The organism is Niallia alba, assembly GCF_012933555.1.
Lineage (GTDB): Bacteria > Bacillota > Bacilli > Bacillales > Cytobacillaceae > Niallia > Niallia alba.
Window position 1 is genome coordinate 2980487 of record NZ_JABBPK010000001.1, and the last position, 20253, is coordinate 3000739.

17 protein-coding genes are annotated in these 20253 nt (G+C 34.5%); 2 read left to right on the forward strand and 15 right to left on the reverse strand.

Annotated elements, in window-relative coordinates; translation table 11 throughout:
- Window positions 1-1644 (reverse strand): YceG family protein, encoded by a 1644-nt coding sequence (locus HHU08_RS14340; RefSeq protein WP_169188737.1) that lies wholly within the window; start codon window positions 1642-1644, stop codon window positions 1-3.
- A gap of 249 nt (window positions 1645-1893) precedes the next feature.
- On the opposite strand from HHU08_RS14340, the gene HHU08_RS14345 reads away from it, so the two are divergent.
- Window positions 1894-2148, forward strand: coding sequence for a hypothetical protein (locus tag HHU08_RS14345; protein ID WP_016203131.1), 255 nt, complete (start codon window positions 1894-1896; stop codon window positions 2146-2148).
- 107 nt (window positions 2149-2255) lie between these two features.
- Here the strand turns inward: HHU08_RS14345 and HHU08_RS14350 are convergent, their stop codons facing one another.
- The 14 genes from HHU08_RS14350 to HHU08_RS14415 all read right to left on the reverse strand — a co-directional run bounded on the left by HHU08_RS14350 (window position 2256) and on the right by HHU08_RS14415 (window position 19337).
- Window positions 2256-3050 carry an HAD family hydrolase gene (locus HHU08_RS14350; protein ID WP_101731003.1) on the reverse strand — a complete coding sequence of 265 codons (795 nt, stop codon included), beginning with the start codon at window positions 3048-3050 and terminating at the stop codon, window positions 2256-2258.
- Complete coding sequence (locus tag HHU08_RS14355; RefSeq protein ID WP_169188738.1) at window positions 3047-4165, reverse strand: cysteine protease StiP family protein; 1119 nt, start codon at window positions 4163-4165, stop codon at window positions 3047-3049. The genes HHU08_RS14350 and HHU08_RS14355 overlap by 4 nt, the downstream gene beginning before the upstream one ends.
- Before the next feature lie 3 nt (window positions 4166-4168).
- Window positions 4169-5527 (reverse strand): phosphoribosyltransferase family protein, encoded by a 1359-nt coding sequence (locus HHU08_RS14360; RefSeq protein ID WP_205835619.1) that lies wholly within the window; start codon window positions 5525-5527, stop codon window positions 4169-4171.
- The gene (locus HHU08_RS14365; RefSeq protein ID WP_169189688.1) at window positions 5469-6665 is read right to left on the reverse strand and encodes an HpcH/HpaI aldolase/citrate lyase family protein; all 1197 of its coding nucleotides are present in this window, start codon (window positions 6663-6665) and stop codon (window positions 5469-5471) included. The genes HHU08_RS14360 and HHU08_RS14365 overlap by 59 nt, the downstream gene beginning before the upstream one ends.
- A 497-nt stretch (window positions 6666-7162) precedes the next feature.
- Window positions 7163-7942, reverse strand: a complete 780-nt coding sequence (locus tag HHU08_RS14370; protein ID WP_016203124.1) for a TerC family protein — start codon at window positions 7940-7942, stop codon at window positions 7163-7165.
- Window positions 7943-7977: 35 nt separating this feature from the next.
- Window positions 7978-8559 (reverse strand): TerD family protein, encoded by a 582-nt coding sequence (locus HHU08_RS14375; RefSeq protein WP_169188739.1) that lies wholly within the window; start codon window positions 8557-8559, stop codon window positions 7978-7980.
- A gap of 241 nt (window positions 8560-8800) precedes the next feature.
- Window positions 8801-9400, reverse strand: a complete 600-nt coding sequence (locus HHU08_RS14380) for a YpjP family protein (protein WP_016203122.1) — start codon at window positions 9398-9400, stop codon at window positions 8801-8803.
- 283 nt (window positions 9401-9683) lie between these two features.
- Window positions 9684-10463 (reverse strand): class I SAM-dependent methyltransferase, encoded by a 780-nt coding sequence (locus HHU08_RS14385; RefSeq protein WP_169188740.1) that lies wholly within the window; start codon window positions 10461-10463, stop codon window positions 9684-9686.
- 430 nt (window positions 10464-10893) lie between these two features.
- Complete coding sequence (locus tag HHU08_RS14390) at window positions 10894-11328, reverse strand: BrxA/BrxB family bacilliredoxin (protein ID WP_169188741.1); 435 nt, start codon at window positions 11326-11328, stop codon at window positions 10894-10896.
- A gap of 81 nt (window positions 11329-11409) precedes the next feature.
- Window positions 11410-12531 (reverse strand): conserved virulence factor C family protein, encoded by a 1122-nt coding sequence (locus HHU08_RS14395; RefSeq protein ID WP_016203119.1) that lies wholly within the window; start codon window positions 12529-12531, stop codon window positions 11410-11412.
- Between the two features lie 183 nt (window positions 12532-12714).
- The gene (locus HHU08_RS14400) at window positions 12715-14601 is read right to left on the reverse strand and encodes an ABC-F family ATP-binding cassette domain-containing protein (protein WP_169188742.1); all 1887 of its coding nucleotides are present in this window, start codon (window positions 14599-14601) and stop codon (window positions 12715-12717) included.
- Window positions 14582-15238 carry an HD domain-containing protein gene (locus HHU08_RS14405; RefSeq protein ID WP_169188743.1) on the reverse strand — a complete coding sequence of 219 codons (657 nt, stop codon included), beginning with the start codon at window positions 15236-15238 and terminating at the stop codon, window positions 14582-14584. The genes HHU08_RS14400 and HHU08_RS14405 overlap by 20 nt, the downstream gene beginning before the upstream one ends.
- Window positions 15239-15388: 150 nt before the next feature.
- Window positions 15389-16249: an amidohydrolase family protein gene (locus tag HHU08_RS14410; protein ID WP_016203116.1), complete on the reverse strand. Its 861-nt coding sequence runs from the start codon at window positions 16247-16249 to the stop codon at window positions 15389-15391.
- Between the two features lie 16 nt (window positions 16250-16265).
- Entirely contained in the window at window positions 16266-19337 is a 3072-nt protein-coding gene (locus tag HHU08_RS14415; RefSeq protein WP_169188744.1) for a GNAT family N-acetyltransferase, read from the reverse strand.
- Between the two features lie 318 nt (window positions 19338-19655).
- Here HHU08_RS14415 and HHU08_RS14420 point away from each other — a divergent pair, with 318 nt between their 5' ends.
- Window positions 19656-20243 carry a MerR family transcriptional regulator gene (locus tag HHU08_RS14420; protein WP_016203115.1) on the forward strand — a complete coding sequence of 196 codons (588 nt, stop codon included), beginning with the start codon at window positions 19656-19658 and terminating at the stop codon, window positions 20241-20243.
- The last annotated feature ends 10 nt before the right edge of the window (window positions 20244-20253 follow it).

Here is a 20253-nt window from a genome sequence, read left to right on the forward strand (position 1 = left end):
TTATTCTCCTTTTCTATTCTTTAAAAACCCGCTAAATATGCCTCTTTTTAGAAAGGATGGCTCTTTATATTCCATATCAAACACAACATCTTCTAACCAATGCACATCAAAAAGCGTGTCTTTCGTAAAGGTCTCCATATCTACATGGCCTGGTGGGTTATAGAGGATCACATCCACACCTAATGCATTCATTAGAAGTAACATTGCTGCATCTTCTCTCGTAAATACACCATTTTTCTCTGTTTTAAATAATACGATACTTGGTACCTCTTGAGAGTAATCAAATTTTTGCAGCATTTTTAAAAATTCATCAGGAATGAGTAAACATTGTGAAAATAGAAAAATTGCCACATCCTCATCTGATTCATTAGACTGTTTCTTAAGTGCTGGTCTTGCGCAAACTCTTGAAATGGCAGTAGCAATTCCCTTTTGCAAGCCAGCTGGCAGCTGTTTATAACTCCAATAATGCGCTGTCATCATCTTTTCTGTCTCAAGGATACCATCTCTTCCTAAAGCCCCACGATAATGGTATCGGTAATCACTAACAATCGCTCTTGTAAACGGAAAATTATTTATTAATAATGTTTCTTCTTTATTGACTATTCCATGTATTCGATCCCAGTATTCTTTTCTATTTTTACTAACACCAAATATTTTAGCAAAAACGGAAGGGATATGCACTTCTCCATTCATTACATTAAAGTTTGGCCGAATCATAGCGAGTTCTTTCTCCAAGAGAAATATTTCATCATACGTCGTTTTTAATGTGATGGATATCGGGATATAGTCTCTAAATTGCCATGGCTTATAAAGATTGGATCCTTCGTGGTGAAGAATACTCTCAATTTCCCTCGATGCCCGATAAGCTACGGTTGCTGTTCTTTTTCGCTCCTCTGCGGGAAAGCTTTCTGGCTCTTTATTTTGCGGATATTGATGCTGAAAAAACAGTTCCTTATTCAGCTTCAATTTTCCCAGAATATCCTCCCCTCTTGGATGGACAATAACAATGTCACACCCAAATGTAAGGAGATAATAAATAAAATAGGACTGACTTTTATTCGCATCTCCATACCAAAGAAACTTAGGCATATTTTCACTGACCTTACTGTCTTCCAGGGCAGGTTGCAAATGATTAATCGACCATTTTACAACATCAACTACTAATCTTCTTAAATCATTATTCTTCAATCCATTTTCTTCAATTTCAGCAAAATGCTGAATGACTTTAATAAAGCTTTCTCGCAATTTCCGATGAATAGCAGGAACGGAAGATTTCAGTAATACATTCTCCCCGTCAAGAAAAGCAACAAATCGATTAATGGACAAATTTTGCTCATGCATCCGATTAAATACTTTTTGAATCGATTGAAAATGCTGATTATCAATTGTCCTATCCAGTGTTTCATCGGTTAGCAAGTGTAAACCAGTATTGTCTTTATGTATCCAATTATACAGCTGATTATAATATTCATCCTCGTCTAATGATATTCCTAATAATTTTATTACTGCCTGACCAAAAGTATAAATACGGTTATTCGTATCATATAACGGTCGTTCGTTAATTGGTTTTAACAAGATATCAAACCAATTTTCCTTAGACAAAGGAAGTAATACGTTATTGATTGTATAGTAGTCTTTGTTCATTATCTCCACTTCCTAATTTTAAACCAAAGATAAATATCTACCTTTATCATAGCATAGCTATACGTTAACACTAAATATTCTACTCTATATTTCTTTACGATTTTTTCATAAAAAAGTTTCACCTTTTTATAAAAGGACTAAAGGCTATTCAACAATATTTTTTACTTTCCCTCTACATTCCATTGATTTAAGCACCAAAGCTTTTGAGTGTGCATATAATACAGTACAATAGGCGAGTAGGTGCTAACTATGAGATCATTCTTTCGAAAATACACGTATCATGAAATTGAAGCAGATTTAAATTATGTACAAAATGTTCTTTCCTCTAATATGTATGTATTTGTTGATTTAATCTTTATTTCTCTTATTATTAGTTTTTTTATGGCTATATTTTTCGAATCCATTTTATTTGGGATTATTATATTTATTTGCAGTTATTTATTCTTTGTTGCGATATATTGTTTATTGCTCAAATGGATAAAAGATCCCCCAGATGAATTTTGATGATTATTTTATCATCAATGTAAACCTTCATTACTATTTTACACTCCCTTATTAATTAGAAATCATGTACTAAAGGCGATCGTTTTGCGGTCGCCTTCAACCTTTGCTTAAAAAACAAACTGTTTATGAACATTTCTCACAATTTCTTCTCCGGCAAATGCACCTTTTTGATTTGTTAATACATGTGTCGCATTTCTTGATTCTTCCAATGTCAGCTCTCCATGACATGGAATATAAGCTGTTTGACAAACATTTAGGAAGGGAGAATCTAATAATGAATCACCCGCTCCGATTGTTTGCTCTGCTCCTTCTCTTTCTTTTATATACGAAATGGCCTTGCCTTTACAAATAGGACTAGGCATAAAATAAAGTTTTCGTCCTTGTAAAGAGATATTCCAGCCATGATCACTTGCTAATTTGGTTATTTCTTTCTTATTATCCTGGTCTATTTTTGCATTTAATACATAATAAAAGAAAAGATTATCGGCAATCTTTAATTCACCATCAAGAGCATACTGCTGAAGTTTCTCTAATATTTCCTCTTTTTCGCAACAATCTGCTTTTAAACGCTGTTGAATCGTTTCATCCCAATCCTTCAAAACTACTCCCTGATAATGAATCCTTGCCCCATTACTCGTTACACAATAGGTAACAGGAATTTCTTTTTCCATTATAAAAATCCGCTTATATTGCTGATAGGTTCTTGTTGTTACAGGAACGAAGAGATGCTTAGCAGCAATTTCTTTCAACAAATGATAGCTTTCTTTCGTCATAAAAGAAACGTGCTCACCATTTTTCTCTTCTACCCCAATCATCTGTGGATTCCACGGAGTTTCCATTTCATTTAAAGCACGTTTCGAGTAAATTAATGTTCGATCTAAATCTGATGCAAATAATTTCATCCTTCTTGCACAACCTTTTTAATCAATCCACAACAAGTATAGCTCATATTAGGATAGGGGATAACTTCTACGCCTCTTTCTTTTGCAAGCATAACAATATGTTTTACATATGGACTGTCTGGATCCTTCATTAAAATTTTCCATGGTACTCTTCTTAATAAGACTCTTGTTGTTTCTCCTACACCTGGTTTTACATAATGCGTGCTATCAATGTGGAACTCTTCCTTAATGGCAAGAACTTCTTGCATCCCTCTAAAATCCACGGTTTGATCAAGATGGTTTGCGCTAATCTTCTCCGCTATATAAGCTGGATTTACCTTTTGAAAAGCCTCTGTAATATTGTCTAAGTATACTTTCGATACATCATAAGGCTCTAATTCCTGATAATATTTCGCTCCATGAAAATCAGCTTGTCCTATATAGGCATCATTTAAGACAGTACGACTTACAAGACCTGATACGGTTGAATTCAGACAAGCACTTGGAATCAAAAAATCTTCTCGTGTTCCATAAAGTGTTGTACAATAACCTGGATCAGCCAAAACGGCTAAAGTATCATCTAAACGGACTTGATATTTTTGATAAAATATCTCACATGCTTTCGTTAATTCAATCGAAATAGCCCCTTTTCCTGTCCAGCCATCGATAAACTGTAGGGCATACCCTTTATGCGCTTCTAGCATATAATGAATAGCATTTTCATCTATGCCTCTATCTCTTATAATGGATATACTATAGTGTGGTAATGATACATTGTACTTCCATTTCAAATAGCGTTTGATTAAAATCCCAATAGGTGTACCTGCTCTTGCCAAAGAAACTAATACCGTTTGTTCTCTATGTTTTTGATAAATTTGCTCTGCCACGATGGCAATACTACGGGCTACTTTGTCTTTATAATCATGAAGAGTTTCCCAAAACAACTGCAAATAATGTTCTGGTGGATTATATTCAATTGGTAAAGTCTCACTATAATGCGCTCCGCCTTGGATCTTTTTTTCTCGGTCTTCGGTAGATCCTTCTAAAGAAATTCCACTTAAATCTTTTAAAAGAAAGATAACATCTTCTTTATCATAGGAGCCAAACTTTACTTTTTGTTGTGCGTTTATTTTCATTCTTTACCTCCCACTAAAATATACGATATTTATTTTTTTCATTTGAATAACTTTCAATTTAGCTAGTAACTCATTTAATCTTTCACCGCTCACTTTTCTCTCAAAAAATAAGAAGATATCATCGTATTGATTAGCTTTAATATTGTATAAATAATTTATTACATCGTCATCTTCTGGATTCGTAAAACGAAATCCCGTCATAGCTCCGTAGTGCTCTTCATCATTTGGGTAAATCGGACTTCTTGTAGTTGATTGATAATATGTATTCTCCCCCATAAAACTTGCTAGCTTCATAGGTATATACATAAATTCTCCTGTTCCTACACAAAGTGTCGTTCCCAAGCGCTTCTTTTTTAGATCATTGGCAGCTTGTCTAATCCAGTCATCTGTTCTTTCATCTGTATGGATACCAAATCTCCCTGTATCCTTTAAGTAGCCAAATTCATTTCGAATTCCTGCTAGGCTAGTAGATGTTGTAGAAACTATTCGCTCTTTCGCAAAATCTTCTAAACTTATATATTCGATTAGAGGTTCCTCTACCATCATTCCTAGTATCTCTTCTTGCAAAACTAAATCCGTATGTTCTCCAACTAGCTCAAAATTTCCTTTAAGTAGAGAAACTACTTGAATTGTTATGTCCAATTCCTGTTCGAGAGCCTTCATTTCCAACTGCCAATCATTAGAGCGCCAATCTAAGATGGAGACAACGCTGTATTTGTCTCTGGGATATTTCTTATGTAAATCCCGGATGATATTGATTGCGGTTTTGCCCGTTGTTAATTCATCATCGACCAGAATGATTTCTCGTTGATTATCAAGGATTTCATCTTTAACATAACAACGATGGGAAGTAGCATGTGAATGCTCTTCTTCAAAAGAAATGATTGGAACTAGCTCATTTATGTTTTCTCTTGTTGTATGAAAAAAAACAGCGTTTTGAAAAGCTTTGTAAAAGGAATGTCCTAATGCCGTTGCTGTTTCTGCAAATCCGATAATTATAGGATTAGATACTTCCTTACCGATAAATGGCTCATCAATAAAATGCAAAGAGGAATTCCGATAAATAGTCATCAACTCAGCTCTTTTTGATGAGACATTTCCAGTAATAATTTCCTCATATCTCGCTGCAAGCAAAAACCCCGTCAATAGACCTTTATTCGGTTCAATCGGTAAATGCTTACCTAATAATTTGCTGACAAATAAAAATGCCCGCTTCTTATTAATTCTTGCCGCCATTTTAAAAAAATCCTCTATAGGAAGATCAAATGGGTTTTCTTCTACTGTAATGTTCATCTGTAAATCATTAATGATTGGTAATGAAATTTTCTTGTTTAAGTAAGTCAATGTATGTAGTTCCTTCATGAAACACCCCGTAAACCTTTGATTTTAATATAATTTTCTGAGCCCAATAGAAATGCGGTTTAATTTCATTCATCTTATTTGAAAAACTACTCTTCATCACACCTATATCACCATTGCTACTATCAATAATATTGCAAGCATCTAAATACTCTTCATAAGAAACAACATTTAAGGCCTGTACTGGCTTTATATGTGTTGGATGAATAATGGTCTTCCCTGTTAATCCATTTGTAATATCCATCATCACTTCTCTAATTAATCCATCCATATGCTTATCTATAAGTTGAGTTCGCATATTCATGCCAGCTTTTCCATACCGCTTGCGAAAAGGTGTCTCTCTTAATTGTGGAATCAGAACTCTTTCTTTAGTCGTAAAATATTCCCACACAGGCCCAGAAACAACATAAGCACTATCTGCGCGTGTAAATAGGTTAACAATATCAGAAATACAATCTCGAATAATAGCAATATCATAAACCGTTGTTTCAGCGTTTCTGCGAATCCCATATAATCCGCAAAAATCAGTGGCACCAATGCGTACATTTAAGATGAGATGCTTATAATGATCGAGGACTTTTTTTATAGAGAGCAGCTCTTCCATCCTCGTTTCCTTTTCAATTATTTTCTTGGTTTCTAAAATCGGCATGGCATATAAACAATGTCCTAGTTTATTATAATTTTCTACTTCCTTTAAGATGATCTTTCCTGCTACTGCTTCAAATTTTGGAATAACAATTCCAGTTAGTAAAGCTATTTTGTCACCAAGCGCATGCATAATCTTCAAGAACTGAGCAACAGAACGAATTCGAATAAAAATCAGTGGTAGTTCATTTTTCACTAAGACTCCCTCTTCTAGCGCTTGGTAAATATGCGTTAACTCTTCTACTAATTTTCTTTCTGCCACCTCCACTTCATGATCGCCTATAGAATCCTCCAAGCAAATAACCATAGACGTTAAAGCAGGATGCTTTTTTATTAACAAATCATGATAAATATTTGGTCTTGTGGCAGGCATATATAGGGTTGAAGCAAGCGCATAGGACAATACTTCCTTCTCCGAAGTACTAAACACCTCTTCTGGCAATTTAAAGAAAAGACGTTCGATTTGTTTTTTATTTAAGTCAGAGAATAATTTCATTTCCTTTGCTCCATTCACTTATAATAACATCCATTTTATAAACTATTCTGAAAATTAAAACAGTATATACGTATAGGGAATTATTACTATTTTACAATAAGATTCATTTTTTGAAAATAATTACTTTTAGATAAGATAGTTAACGGAGTTTGATTGCTGCCTATTACAGCATGTGAAGGTTTTTTACAAGGCAGGTATATAGGCGAAGGGTACAAATAAAAACTTTTTTCTTTTAATAGAAGGCTGACTTCTTATAGTTTGTTGCTATAACTGGAGTGAATACACTACACTTTCCATCGTGCGAGTGGTGCGTCTCTCCTCGACGCTCCTATCTCGCTAATCTTGCATGAGTCTATATGTATTCAGTCTGCTCCGTTTTTTCTTATTAGAGCCTTACTCCTATTTGACCAACAATCTTCTAAGAAACAGCCTAATAGAAAGAAGGATATTTCTAGTAGTAACGGTAACAAGCAACTAGAAATATCCTTAGGAATAGTTTAAGCTTCTCCTTGTTGTTCCGCTTTCTTTTTATTTCTAAAATGGACAATGAAAGTTGCACCAAATGCTAATACTAACAATCCGAAGAAATAAACATGATCGATGTGAATTTCAAAAACACTTAGTAACATCTTAACCGCAATAATTAAGATGAGGATGTAAGCTGTTGCTTCCAACTCGGGAATTTTATCAATTAATTTTAGGAAAACACCCGCTACACCACGCATCATAAGAACGCCAAGAATACCACCTAGTAATAACACCCAAACTTGGTTACTTACTCCAAATGCTGCTAAAACACTATCTACAGAAAAAGCAATATCCATTAATTCTACTGAAATTACGGTTCCCCAAAATAGACCAAATGTACGGATAAGAATCCCGTTTTTATTGATTCCTTTGTTGTCTTCTTCTTCTTCCGTTTGATTAGCTGCTTTTCTACGATCCACAAAATACTTAATAGCAAGATATGCTAAATATGCCGCTCCGAGTACTTTTACCCATGAGAATTCGATTAAATAAACACCAATACCTATAGCTATAAAGCGGAATAAATAAGCACCTAATAACCCATAAAATAATGCTTTTTTTCTTTGCTCTGGTGGTAAATGCTTAACCATAACAGCAAGCACTAATGCGTTATCAGCCGACAGCAACCCTTCTAATATTACAAGTGTTCCAATATAACCCCAGCTAACTGGGTCTGTTAATACCTCTCCCCACATTTGCCAGTTAAAAAACTGTGCATATGTATCAATAATCGTCTCAAATATTCCCATGAAACTTGTTTCCCCCTAAAATATGCTTAAAAATATTAGCCAATTTGCAGACCGAAGTCAGTTGCTAATGTGGCTAAACCGCCTTGGTATCCACTGCCAATGGCACTAAATTTCCACTCATTATTATGACGATATAATTCACCAACAACTAATGCTGTTTCGATGGAAAAATCCTCTCCTAAATCATATCGGATTAATTCTTCATTTGATTCTTCATTTAAAATACGGACATAAGAATTAGAAACTTGTCCAAAGTTTTGATTTCTATTTTCTCCATCATGGATTGTAATTGTAAAAGCAACACGTTGAATATTAGCAGGAATACCTTTTAAATCAACGATGATTTGTTCATCATCACCGTCCCCAGCTCCTGTACGATTGTCTCCTGAATGAACAATTGCTCCATTACCACCAGTTGGATTATTGTAAAAGACGAAATCTGCATCAGTTGTTACTTTTCCATTTTCTCCAAGTAAAAAAACAGATGCATCTAAATCAAAGTCATTTCCGCCATCATATTTATTTACATCCCATCCTAATCCGATAATTACTTTTGACAGACCTGGATTTCCTTTTGTTAAATCTACTTTTTGTCCTTTAGATAAACTAATTGCCATAATATTACTACCTCCAAATTTTTCAGTATAGTTTCTCTACGTAATCATATTAGAAAAAGTTTCATCTTCTTTTATCTTAGACTGCTTTCATATATTTTGTCATTTTTTTATGAAATTAAGCTAGAAATCATATTCCAGACCTTTCCTCTTCTTGCAACAGGAATAAGCATGTTTTGCTTCAATCCACTCTCAATTTAAAATATAATCACAGATCCAATCTTTTTGATAATAGTCTTTCCTTTTAACTCATCCACTTTGGCGGAGTATTTTTATTCCAATATATTTCTCCAAGTGTATAGTGAGTTTGGAATTGATCATGATACGTATGATAATGGAAGTTAAAATAATACCCTTCCTGTGGGGGGCGATCCCTTCTTACATGAAAACGGATAATATCCTCATATTCTCTTGTTATGTGAAAGATTCGTTCACTTGTACCAGATGATGGAATTTCTGTGACCGTTAAATAGCTTAATTCTTCTTCTGGAAAAATACTTGTTACTTCATTAATTGCTTTTTCCATATTAGGGAGAACGACTAAGCGAAACTCATCTTCAATTACTGGTTTAATCTTTGGTCCAAATTTTAAATAGCTTTGTTCTTCCGCTTCTTTCATCATTTTGCTAATAAAAGCTTCTCGTGTGAAGTATTCTTCTGTACTATCTGTCAATACAGCTTCTTCTTCCACACTTTCTCTAGCAAAAGGCATTTCTCTTTCATCAATTGGTTTTTTGTCATTATCGTTATTATTATTAAAAAAAGTAGCCGGTGATGGAGAAACAAGACCAAAAGTTAAAATAGAAACAAATACGACCAGGCTTTTACGAATCCAATTAGGCATTTATTACACCTCGCTTTCCGTTCATCCTGATGATTTTGAATATGTAATAAAGTGAAAATTCCATCAGTGGGGGTTTTTCTTCATCTCTCACTGATGGTTAGTTGAACCAATCAGACCTTTACGGACAGTTGATCTCCCACTTATCTTCCTCGTATTCTCATAAGTTTGAGGGGGGGGGAGTCTTACTGTCCGTTAAGAGTGGGATAAAAATTATTAATAGTTTAAGTATATATTATTTACTAGTATATCTTCTACTATTATCCTATATATATAGATTATTTTTTCATTGTTCATTTTTTAGCCAAATTCCATAATGAAATTTTGCTGTTTTACGTTTTTGCTGCTCAAATTGGAACTGCTCAAATCTCCTGCTTCTAAAATGATCTTTCAATACTACTCTCTCTTTTGCAGCACGCTTTGCATGATGGATTATTTCTTCTCTTAACTCTTCATAATGGGCTAGTTTTTTTAAAGGATGGATTCCAGCAGATGAAATAGTTTCTTCAAACATGGGATCAAAATAGACACAATCTATACTATTATCTTCTTTTTTGATTAGCACATCTAACGCATTGGAATGCTTCACTACTATCCTTCGCATCGCTTCATCTATTGCAGAGTGATTTGTCTCCCATTCTTTTAACCCCGTTTCCACCAGAAATGCAATCACATTGTTTGCTTCTACCCCCTCTACATAGCCATTACTTCCCACTGCAAAACTTGCAACAATGCTATCGGAAGCAAGACCTAAAGTACAATCTAAAAAACTATTTCCTTTTTTTAAATTGCTTGCTGTGATAAATGGATCTGATTCCTTTTTTATTAGTCTTTTAATTCGAAACACAGCTGAATTTGGATGAAAAAAGAATGGTTGTGCTATATCAAATGGATAAAATTCAAAACGATTTTTTCCGATAACAAGGATATCTGACTGATATTGTAGTTTTAAGTAGTCGATAGATACTTTTTCTCTAACTACAAATTTGCAGTTAAATTCAGCTGCAATTCTTTTTGCAAGCATCTGCATTTCATTATTTGTTCTACCTGCGGTTGTTACAAGCATGTTTTTTCTCCTAAATTCTTTATAATACAGATTTTTAACGGAATGTTAAAACCGTTCTTATTGTTTGTTGAAAGTAGATGTTTTAAATGAAATTTTGCATTATTATCAAGTCATTCAAATATTCCAGAGAACTCTTATCTATATCCTACTAATATAGAGGGCACTGAAAAACTGGCTAGTTAATGATGATGGACAATAGCCACTTTTTAAACATAAGATGAGGGATTGGTTTTCCGAGGCGTCCGCTCGCTTTCCATGGGGCGAGCGCCAAGCCTCTCCAAACCAACCTTATTTTCACTTTCAAATATGCTTGCTCTTCATTTCGTTCGAAAAAAAAAAACTTTTTCAGTGGCTCACTAATATACAATAAGAGTCTAAAAAGAAAGTTCATGAAAAAAAGGTAAACCCTTTTTCCATGAACTATTTTTGTTTAGCAATATTGTTCAAAAGCTGATACTAGGTTTTCCATTATTGCTTCCATTGTATTTCCTTCAATATCGTAGCGATGAATGAAATGAACGACTTGATTATCTTTAATTAATGCCATTGATGGAGAAGATGGCTCGATATCACCGAAGAATTCACGCATTTTTGCTGTTGCTTCTTTTTCTTGACCAGCAAACACTGTTACTAATTGATCTGGTTTCTTTTCTGAAGCAAGCACTGCTTGTGTAACAGCTGGTCTTGCTAAACCTGCAGCACAGCCACAAACTGAATTAACGACTACTAAAGAAGTTCCTTTGTTTGTTTCGATAAATTGCTCCACTGCTTCTTCTGTTTGCAATTCTTCAAAACCCGCTTGTGTTAGTTCTGCTCTCATCGGTTTTACCACTTGTTTCATATACTCATCATATGCCATTGACATACTAAATCCCTCCAATATCCGTGTTATTATATCCCATTAATATACATTAGAAATGGTCTTCCTGCAATCTTTTAAACCTGTTTATTTTCTTGCTTCCGTCATCTGTTTCCATACAGACCCCTTCGCTTCTTCCCCTAATTCGATTCGTTCAATTGCCAATTTTATTTGCAAGCTAACTTCAAATTCCGGATCATTTTCATGTACTTTTAATGCCGGAAGGGCTCTTTCATCCCCAACTTCATATAAGAACATCGCTGCTCTCCATCGAACAATCTTGCTTTTATCATCTAGTGCTTGCATCATTTCTTCCATCGCTTCAGGAAATCCTAAATCGGACAAACAATCGCCTGCTGTTCGTCGTACAGTTACTGTTTTATCCTTCAAAGCTTTGTATAAAGAAGGAAGAACGGCAGTATCCTCAATCATGCCTAGGTAAACAGTTGCAAGTCTGCGAATAGATGGTTTTTCATCATCCAGTGCTTTCGTTAAAACGGAGATATCATCTACTGTAGGATCTTCGCTTTGTTCTAGTTTTTGATATCGAACTTTCCAATCAGGATCTTCTAAATCTGCAAAAGTTAGTTTAGTTCTAACTCGTATAGGTTTTTCGCTTGCTTCTGTTTGTGGATTTTTAGCATGTTCAATAATTGCATTAATCCTCTCTTGTGGATATGCAGCAACGAGTTCTTCAATCATAACATTACCAATTTCCTCAAATTCCCCATATCGCACGCCAAAATCTTTCCATTTTCTTGTCATCACAACATTATCTTCAGGAGTACGCACTGCTGAAACGGCTTGTATAAATAGTTCAGGTAAGCCGAATCTTCTTTCTTCATTGCCATCTGATAATTTAATTTGCATTGGTATACCTTTATACATTTGAACTTGAACGTTGATTTCTCCGAAGTGCTCATTTATCTCTTGCACTTCCTCAGCAGCTTCGTCCTCCCCAAAGACATTGCGCACTTTTGAAAGTAATTCCTTCCAATCATAGCGGGCATTTCTTTCCACTGCTAGAAAATCAGCTACATGATAGACACCTTTAATTCCTTCAATAGAAAGGATATTTTGAATTAATTCTGGTGCTTCCGATGAATTATCTCCCTTATAATTATTACTCTTTCCCATTGGCAACTCTTGGTCTAAGTTAATTTTCATAGTATTTGGACTTGGTGTTGGTTCAATAGAAATAATTCTCATAATCCATCCCCCTCTTCTTACAACACTTATATTATCATGATTTATTCCTTTTCTTAAAAGAAATAGCTTTCGTATTGTCTTTTTTCGCCATGATATAATGCTTACCAAAACTCCATTACCTTTTTTGTATAAGCAATCAAATGAGTACTAGCATACTGAAGACATTTTGTAAGTAAATAACTCTTACGACATATCGGCTATTTCGGATAAATAACTCCATCGCTCAATAAGATGTTCTAATTTCTCATTTAACTGTTCTTGTTCTTTCATTAATTGAGCAGCTTTTTCAAAATCACTGCCTGTTTCGGCTAGTTCTGTTTCGATGCTTGCTAGTCGCTCTTCTACGTTTTCAATGTCCTGGTCAATGGATGCCCATTCTCGCTGTTCGTTATAGCTAAGCTTTACTTTTTTCTCTTTTGGTTCCTTTCTTTGAACTGGTGTTTCCGATTTTTCTTTTATTTGTTGTTCTTCTTTTCTTTCTACCTCTAAATATTCACTATAATTTCCATAATATGTGTCTATTACACCATTTCCCTTTAAAATCAACAGCTGTTCGGCAACTTTATCGAGGAAATAGCGATCATGGGATACAGTAATAACGACTCCTTTGAAGTCATCTAAGTAATCTTCAAGCACCATTAGAGTTTGTGTATCCAGATCATTTGTCGGCTCATCTAATAAAAGAACATTTGGTTCCCCCATAAGTATTTTTAATAAATAAAGTCGTCGTCTTTCTCCTCCAGATAACTTTCCGATAATAGTACCATGTGTATGGGGAGGAAATAAAAATCTTTCCAGCATCTGTGCAGCTGTAATCACTTTACCGTCTGATGCCTCGATTATTTCTGCTGTTTCTTTTAGATATTCAATCATTCTTTTAGAAGTATCCATATCTTCACTTTCTTGCGTATAGTAGGCAACTTTTACGGTTTGCCCAATCACTCTTTCACCAGAATCAAGTGATATCTTGCCTGCTAATACATTTAAGAAAGTTGATTTACCCGTTCCATTTTTACCGATTATCCCAATTCTATCTCCCGGTTTTACAAGTAAATTAAAGTTATCCAAAATAATTTTATCCTCAAAATATTTGCTTGCGTCAACCAATTCAAAGACTTGTTTTCCTAATCTACTTCCTTTAAGGGAGATATCCAGTTTGTCTTTTGCTTTAACATTAGCCAATGTATCATCCAAAGCATCAAACCGTTGAATTCTTGCTTTTTGCTTTGTAGAACGTGCTTTTGCTCCTCTTCTAATCCATTCTAATTCTCTTCTAAATAAATTCTTTTGTTTGTCAATCGTCGCTGCTTCATTTTCTTCCCGAATAGCTTTCGCTTGTAAAAAATCACCGTAGTTTCCTTTATAGCTATAGAGATTTCCTCCATCGAGTTCAAACATTCTATTTGTGACACGATCTAAAAAATACCGATCATGTGTTACTAATAAAAGCGCACCAGTATATCTGCTTAAATAGTCTTCCAACCATTTAACAGCCTCAAAATCAAGATGGTTTGTTGGTTCATCTAAAATTAGTAAATCTGGCTCTTGAATAAGAACTTGCGCTAAAGCTACTCTTTTCTTTTGCCCCCCTGACAATTCTCCAACTTTCTTTTCAAAATTAGTAATTCCTAACTTCATTAGTACAGTTTTTGCATTTGTATGAACTTCCCAGCCATTTAAGGCATCCATTCTTTTTTGCAGATCAAACAGCCTTTCATGAAGCTGATTGTTTTCCGGATCATTGTTGATTTCTATTAATATCGCTTCGTACGCTTTAATTAGTGATAACACTGGCGCATCACCAGCATATACTTGATTTAAAACAGTAAGCTCAGGGCTTAGTTCCGGACTTTGTGCAGAATAGGCAATCCGATAATCTTTCGGTGCTATTATTTCTCCTTCATCTGGAAGATCAATACCAACAACGATTTTTAATAAAGAAGATTTTCCAGTACCATTTATGCCAATTAAACCGACACGTTCCTTTTCACTTATCGAAAAGGAAATGTTTTCAAATAATTTTTTCTCTCCATATGTTTTTGTTACATTTTCAATTAAAATACTTTTCATCTTGTACATTCCATTCTTTATAAAATTCTTGTAGAAAACTTTCCATAAACAGATGCCTTGCTTCTGCGATTTTTCTAGCACTATCTGTATGTAAAAGGTTTTTGATTTTTAATAGCTTCTCATAGAAATGATGAATGGATGAAGAGTTATTTTTCCGATATTCCTCTTCTGTCATCTTTTGTCTTATCGATAAGGAAGGATCATAAATAGGACTTCCTACGCTTCCACCGTAAGCAAATGTTCTAGCAATACCAAGTGCTCCGATTGCATCTAATCGATCAGCATCTTGAACTATTTTTGCATCTAGGCTTTCGGGAAATATCCCATTTCCCCCTTTGAAACCAACCGATGATATGATGGTGATAATCTGCTCCTTCTCGTGATTATCTATCGAAATACATGCTAGAATGTTAGCCAACTTCTGTTGACCCTCTTCTTTTGAATTATTTAATTTTTCATCTGAAATATCATGTAATAACGCGGCAAGCTCGATTGACCTGGAATAGCCATTTCCCTCTTTTTCGGAGAGCAATAAAGCCATTTTCCGAACTCTATCAACATGATACCAGTCATGGCCGCTTGTATCTTTTTCCATCTCTAGTTTCACCAATTTTTCTACTTTGGTAATAATATTCATTTCATTTCACATCCAGCAATCCTATTATGAACATATTGTATCATGAAAACTAGTTTTTCGAATAAGAAAGAGTGTCACACTCCATATACAAAAAGCCAAGTCGGAACTGTTTCACCATTCCAACTTAGCTTTTTCATCTCTATTAAAACCTTATTCTGTGCTTATAAAAGGTTTTATTTTGGGAAATACTTTCAATGCTGTTCGATAAAATACATCCTCATGATAAACTTCAGGTATTAGCTTTCTAACAAAGTTGATATATGGAGCAAATGGAGCTAGCGGCCAATCTGTGCCGAAAAGCAGCTTATCATATGAATGAGAAAAAACGAGGGCATGGCGCAAATGGTCAAGAAAAATCCCTTCATGAGCCTCTTCCAGTTCTTTCTCTGTTCCAACGATTAAACCAGATAAATCTGCATACACATTTGAATTTTTATAAATTATTTCGGCACCAGTCAATGTCCATGGATCACCAAAATGGGCCATCATGAAATTAACATCACGGTGCTTAACAGCCACTTCGTCAATAGCTAAAGGATGAGCATATTTTAAAAATCCTCTCTCCGAATAAGTATCTCCTGTATGAAAAACGACTGGTAATTGATACTTCTCTGCAAGTTTGTATACTGGTTCATACACTTCATCATAAGCATAAAACGGATAATAGCCTAAATAAATTTTAATTCCAACCACATTCGGCTTTTGAATCTCAATCTCAAGCCTTTCCTGTGCCGACACATCCATATCATATGGATTTATGCCAGCACAATAGACTACATTTTCAGGAATCAATAAATCTAAATCTAGCCCCATCGGTGTTTGTGCATGATAATCAGGAAAACCCATCTGTGGAGTTTCTGTAACCCCCATTCCAATCGCAAGGACAATATTAGCATCCTTCATTTCTTTTTTAATTCCTTCATAACTATAATCTACAAAAGAAAGATTCTTCGCCGTATCTTTAAACGATTCTATACTTGAGTAATGTATATGGGCATCAATTATTTTCATCCATGTATTCCCTTTCTTAAAATCCTATTCTTCTCACTTGATCAACTAAAGATGGAGAAATTTCTTCTTTTGTAAACAATAAATAGTTTGGTTCTGTGAGTAAGCGATTATTTGTTCTTTTACATTTAGCAAAGGAAATCAACTGTATCGCATCCTTATTACTATAAAACTCTATATCTCTTGATTGATCACTTGCGATATAGTAAAGCTTTTCTGCTCCTAGCGATAAATAGTAATGATCCTTTATATTGACTTCTTGTTCTTCGTCAGCCACCATAAATTGTTTATTTCTCACTTTATCATCTTTAATATGGAGCACACTTTTTTCCTGTTCGTTACAGGTTATAAACAGGTTTGTATGCCAATTCTCCTCTGCCATTCGATTGCCCGCATCATCTATTATTTCTACAAAAGTTATAAGTAAAGGTAAGCCTTGCATTGTGACAAAATATTGAACATACTTAAGTCCCTTCCATTTATGATGATGCTGAATTGTTGTTACTAGCTTCAAACCTGACCATTCATTTTGATGAATATCCTTTAAACTAGTAAACTCACAAGTTGTCACTTCCTTTAATAAGGAAAATGCATTTAAATCCGGTGGTCCATTTTTTATGCCGCCACCCCATGGGTTCCACCAGCTTTTTGCAATAGGTTTAGGAAAGGAATGGTCTAGCCATTGTTTCCCATTTACTTCTAGTGAATAAACACCTGGATAATAATCAGGAGAAGCTTTAAAAGACACTATCCCGTTTGAAACACGATAAACAGTTAATCCTTCTTCTTCTAAACTTTCTGTTGTAATATCCCTTTCACTTGGCACAAAAAACAAACCATCTGTGTCTATTTCCTTTGTCGGCAAGGAAATAGTTGTTTGAATTTTATTTATACCTGTCTGAACAGCATTCTGGGGCATGATTTGGTATATTTCCGATTCCTCTGAATTAATCGGGAATGGATCTTCTTGCTTTTCATTAATAGTAATTGCCATATCTCCATTTAACGGTTGATTTCTAAAGGTTTTCACCTTTACTTTCAAGTCATTATGTTTATTTAAAATAAGATTTCCTTCGTTAAACTCAACTACCGTTTCCTGGACAACCGTGCTTTCTCGTTCTCTCATCATTCCTTCAGAAGCTAACTCCCACTGTTGCCATTTACGATAAGCGCCGATGTTCAAACAAATAGGTGAAAAATCGAATGATTCATTCATTCTGAGCTCGCGAGTAGACTCGATATGCATTTTCCAATTGTCCATTTTGATGTGGGCATCTTTATCCCATGCGACTCCAAATGGAATAGAGCCTTTAGAAGAAAAATACCAATTTCCTGTTATATCTTTCGAGTTTAATTCAAATGGAAGTACGGTATTCCATTCATTAAAGAAAACAACTCTACCATTTATAGGAAAATATAGATTCTGCCAAGAATCATAAAATGTTTCCTGTAAGCTAACTTCCTTTTTTACCAAGCTATTATTAGTAACCGTTACCCAACGTTTAATAAAACCTTCTGCGAATAGTTGATTCGTTAGAATAATATCCATACCAGGATAGTCACCAGACTTAAAGAATAGCTTTAAAGCAATACTATTCCCAGTTTTTGCTGTACTCACCTGATAAGGTTTTTGTTTAGACAACTCATTTGAAAAAGGTTTACCAATGGATGGTGCAAATATAGCAAAGTCTGTATCTACAATTTCCGTCGTTTGGTCTACTTTATTTATCGAAAATTGATGTGGACCATTGTATACCTTCCAATTCTTATCATTTTCAACGATAAACTGTTCTCCAATTCCCTTTAAGCCAATGCTAATTTCTTTTTCGATCGTTAATACTTCCTGCTCAACTTCAAAAATTTCACATGTAAACCTTTCTTTAAAACTACCACAATTTTTCACTCGGACTGGAATCCGTATCCATTTTTTCTCTTTTTTTGCTAGTGTGAAAGTAAACTTATCACCCGTAAAATGCAAGTGCTCATTCGTTGGAATGGTAAGTCTTCCGGTAATGTCTTTATCTAAATTGTTTTTTACCTCTAAATCTAAATAAGTATTCATTCCTTTAGCTAAAATAGCCTCTATTTCCTTTGTCTCTATAGAAAGTGGCGATTTAGGTAAGACTCCTACTTGTAAACTAGTCTTCATACCATTTATGCTGAGAGCAACTTTTAATACTGGAAACGTTTTTCCTTCCACAGGTTCTACCCCTTCTGCTATCACAAAAGACGCTGGAAAGGATAGTTCTTCGTTCGCCTTTACCTCTATTGTTTTAGAAAAACTGCATTGAATTCTGCCATGGTTTTCTGCCAAAGCTTGCAGAGAAACGAGATTTGTCGTCTTATTTTTTATTTTTAAATAGACTTGATGCTCTATTTCTTCTATACATTCATGATTTTTCATTGTTAATTCAATCTGAAAATCTTTTGTTTCAATAGAGCTGATCCCTCTACCTGTCTTTTCAAATTTTACAATAACGGATTCCTGCTCTTTTTGCCAAATATATTCATAATGGGTAAAGCCATTTTCCAACACTCCATCTGGCTTTATATCCAGATTTCTTTGCAAATCTGCATACCAGTCCATCTCTTTTAAATAATGATTTAGTAAATCATCATTTCTAACTGTTGGGATGAAATTCATTAAGTGTGTGTATTTGTCATTATCCTCCCAAAAGAAACCGCATCGTTTATACAACGGAACCGCCTTTAAATTACCTGCCCATGTATATAAATCTAGCCTCGGCCATTTTTGCTCTATCGCCACATTAAGGGCATGTAATAATAATTTTTTTCCTACTTTCTTGCCATGTAAGTCTGGACGAACATTTAACAAGGGGACATACAATGCTCCTACATCTTCTTTATAAACAGAAAGTCCACAATATCCGACTACTTCCTCTCCAAGAACCGCTAAGAAAGTATCAAGATTATCTGAGCTTTGCTGTTGATCACGCACTTGTTCTTCTGTTTTTCCTGTTCCTCCCCATGAATCTTTACTCTTCATCCACATATCCGCCACATTACGAGCCAATCCATCGTGATAGCTGACAATTTTTATTGTTTGTGAATCTTCTTGTACTTTTTCCACTAAGAACCCTCATTCCTCTTATTTTGAATTTTTGTTTGTACATTAACTTCTTTATTATGTTTCATAGCTATCTCCTCCTTCCTCAATTATAGGAATGTTTTTCCAACGCTCCGTTTCTATCGTATTATTATTAAGAATTTTTGTAAAGATATCGCAATAATAATTTTTCTAATAATTTAAATGATAATCCAACAAAACTAGACAAAGGTCGTCAAAGGATTTTTTTTGTCTATCTAGAAATTTATACATACAAGTCTTTTAAACGTCCTTCTAGCCAATGGTTTAGTATCAATTATTTATTATTGAGGGGTGTATAAAATGTTAAGTGTACAAACAAAAGAACTTTCTATTAAAGAAGAAAAATTATTAAGTGTGAAAGAAGCGGCAGAATATATTGAAGAAGGTCCTGGGGTTGTACGAAACTGGTTACGAGAATTAAAAACGCTCATTCCCGTCGTTATTGGCGAAAATGGCTATCGATATTTTGACCAAAAAAGCTTGGATATTTTAGTCAAAGTAAAACAAATGCGTAATGAAAAACAAATGTCTCTAAGACAAATTGAAGATGAGCTTACAAGTCCTGTTCCCGCCTCTATCCCAATTGCCACGGATGCCACGGAAAAAATTCTTCAGGATTTACAAACAATCAAAGAAGAATTGGAACTTCAAAAAAATTTCAATCAAGTTTTAGTCCAGCAATTAAAAAAGCAACAGGAACATATTGAACGTCAGCAGGAACATATTGAAAGCCAAGAAAAACAAATTGCATTTTTAGAAAATCCAGTAGTTCTAGAAGGAAAAGAAGAAAATCTAGCTAAATCGAGAAAAACGAAACAATCAATAGTGAGTGAAAAAGAAACAAAGCAGAAAAAAAGCGGCTTTATTCGCCTTTTCTCCTATCGTTAATGGTTTTAAA

Bases quoted from the DNA above. Each gene is read 5' to 3' on its own strand.
- HHU08_RS14340 (WP_169188737.1), bottom strand. From the start codon at position 1,644: ATGAACAAAGACTACTATACAATCAATAACGTATTACTTCCTTTGTCT.
- HHU08_RS14345 (WP_016203131.1), top strand. From the start codon at position 1,894: ATGAGATCATTCTTTCGAAAATACACGTATCATGAAATTGAAGCAGAT.
- HHU08_RS14350 (WP_101731003.1), bottom strand. From the start codon at position 3,050: ATGAAATTATTTGCATCAGATTTAGATCGAACATTAATTTACTCGAAA.
- HHU08_RS14355 (WP_169188738.1), bottom strand. From the start codon at position 4,165: ATGAAAATAAACGCACAACAAAAAGTAAAGTTTGGCTCCTATGATAAA.
- HHU08_RS14360 (WP_205835619.1), bottom strand. From the start codon at position 5,527: ATGAAGGAACTACATACATTGACTTACTTAAACAAGAAAATTTCATTA.
- HHU08_RS14365 (WP_169189688.1), bottom strand. From the start codon at position 6,665: ATGAAATTATTCTCTGACTTAAATAAAAAACAAATCGAACGTCTTTTC.
- HHU08_RS14370 (WP_016203124.1), bottom strand. From the start codon at position 7,942: ATGGGAATATTTGAGACGATTATTGATACATATGCACAGTTTTTTAAC.
- HHU08_RS14375 (WP_169188739.1), bottom strand. From the start codon at position 8,559: ATGGCAATTAGTTTATCTAAAGGACAAAAAGTAGATTTAACAAAAGGA.
- HHU08_RS14380 (WP_016203122.1), bottom strand. From the start codon at position 9,400: ATGCCTAATTGGATTCGTAAAAGCCTGGTCGTATTTGTTTCTATTTTA.
- HHU08_RS14385 (WP_169188740.1), bottom strand. From the start codon at position 10,463: ATGCTTGTAACAACCGCAGGTAGAACAAATAATGAAATGCAGATGCTT.
- HHU08_RS14390 (WP_169188741.1), bottom strand. From the start codon at position 11,328: ATGTCAATGGCATATGATGAGTATATGAAACAAGTGGTAAAACCGATG.
- HHU08_RS14395 (WP_016203119.1), bottom strand. From the start codon at position 12,531: ATGAGAATTATTTCTATTGAACCAACACCAAGTCCAAATACTATGAAA.
- HHU08_RS14400 (WP_169188742.1), bottom strand. From the start codon at position 14,601: ATGAAAAGTATTTTAATTGAAAATGTAACAAAAACATATGGAGAGAAA.
- HHU08_RS14405 (WP_169188743.1), bottom strand. From the start codon at position 15,238: ATGAATATTATTACCAAAGTAGAAAAATTGGTGAAACTAGAGATGGAA.
- HHU08_RS14410 (WP_016203116.1), bottom strand. From the start codon at position 16,249: ATGAAAATAATTGATGCCCATATACATTACTCAAGTATAGAATCGTTT.
- HHU08_RS14420 (WP_016203115.1), top strand. From the start codon at position 19,656: ATGTTAAGTGTACAAACAAAAGAACTTTCTATTAAAGAAGAAAAATTA.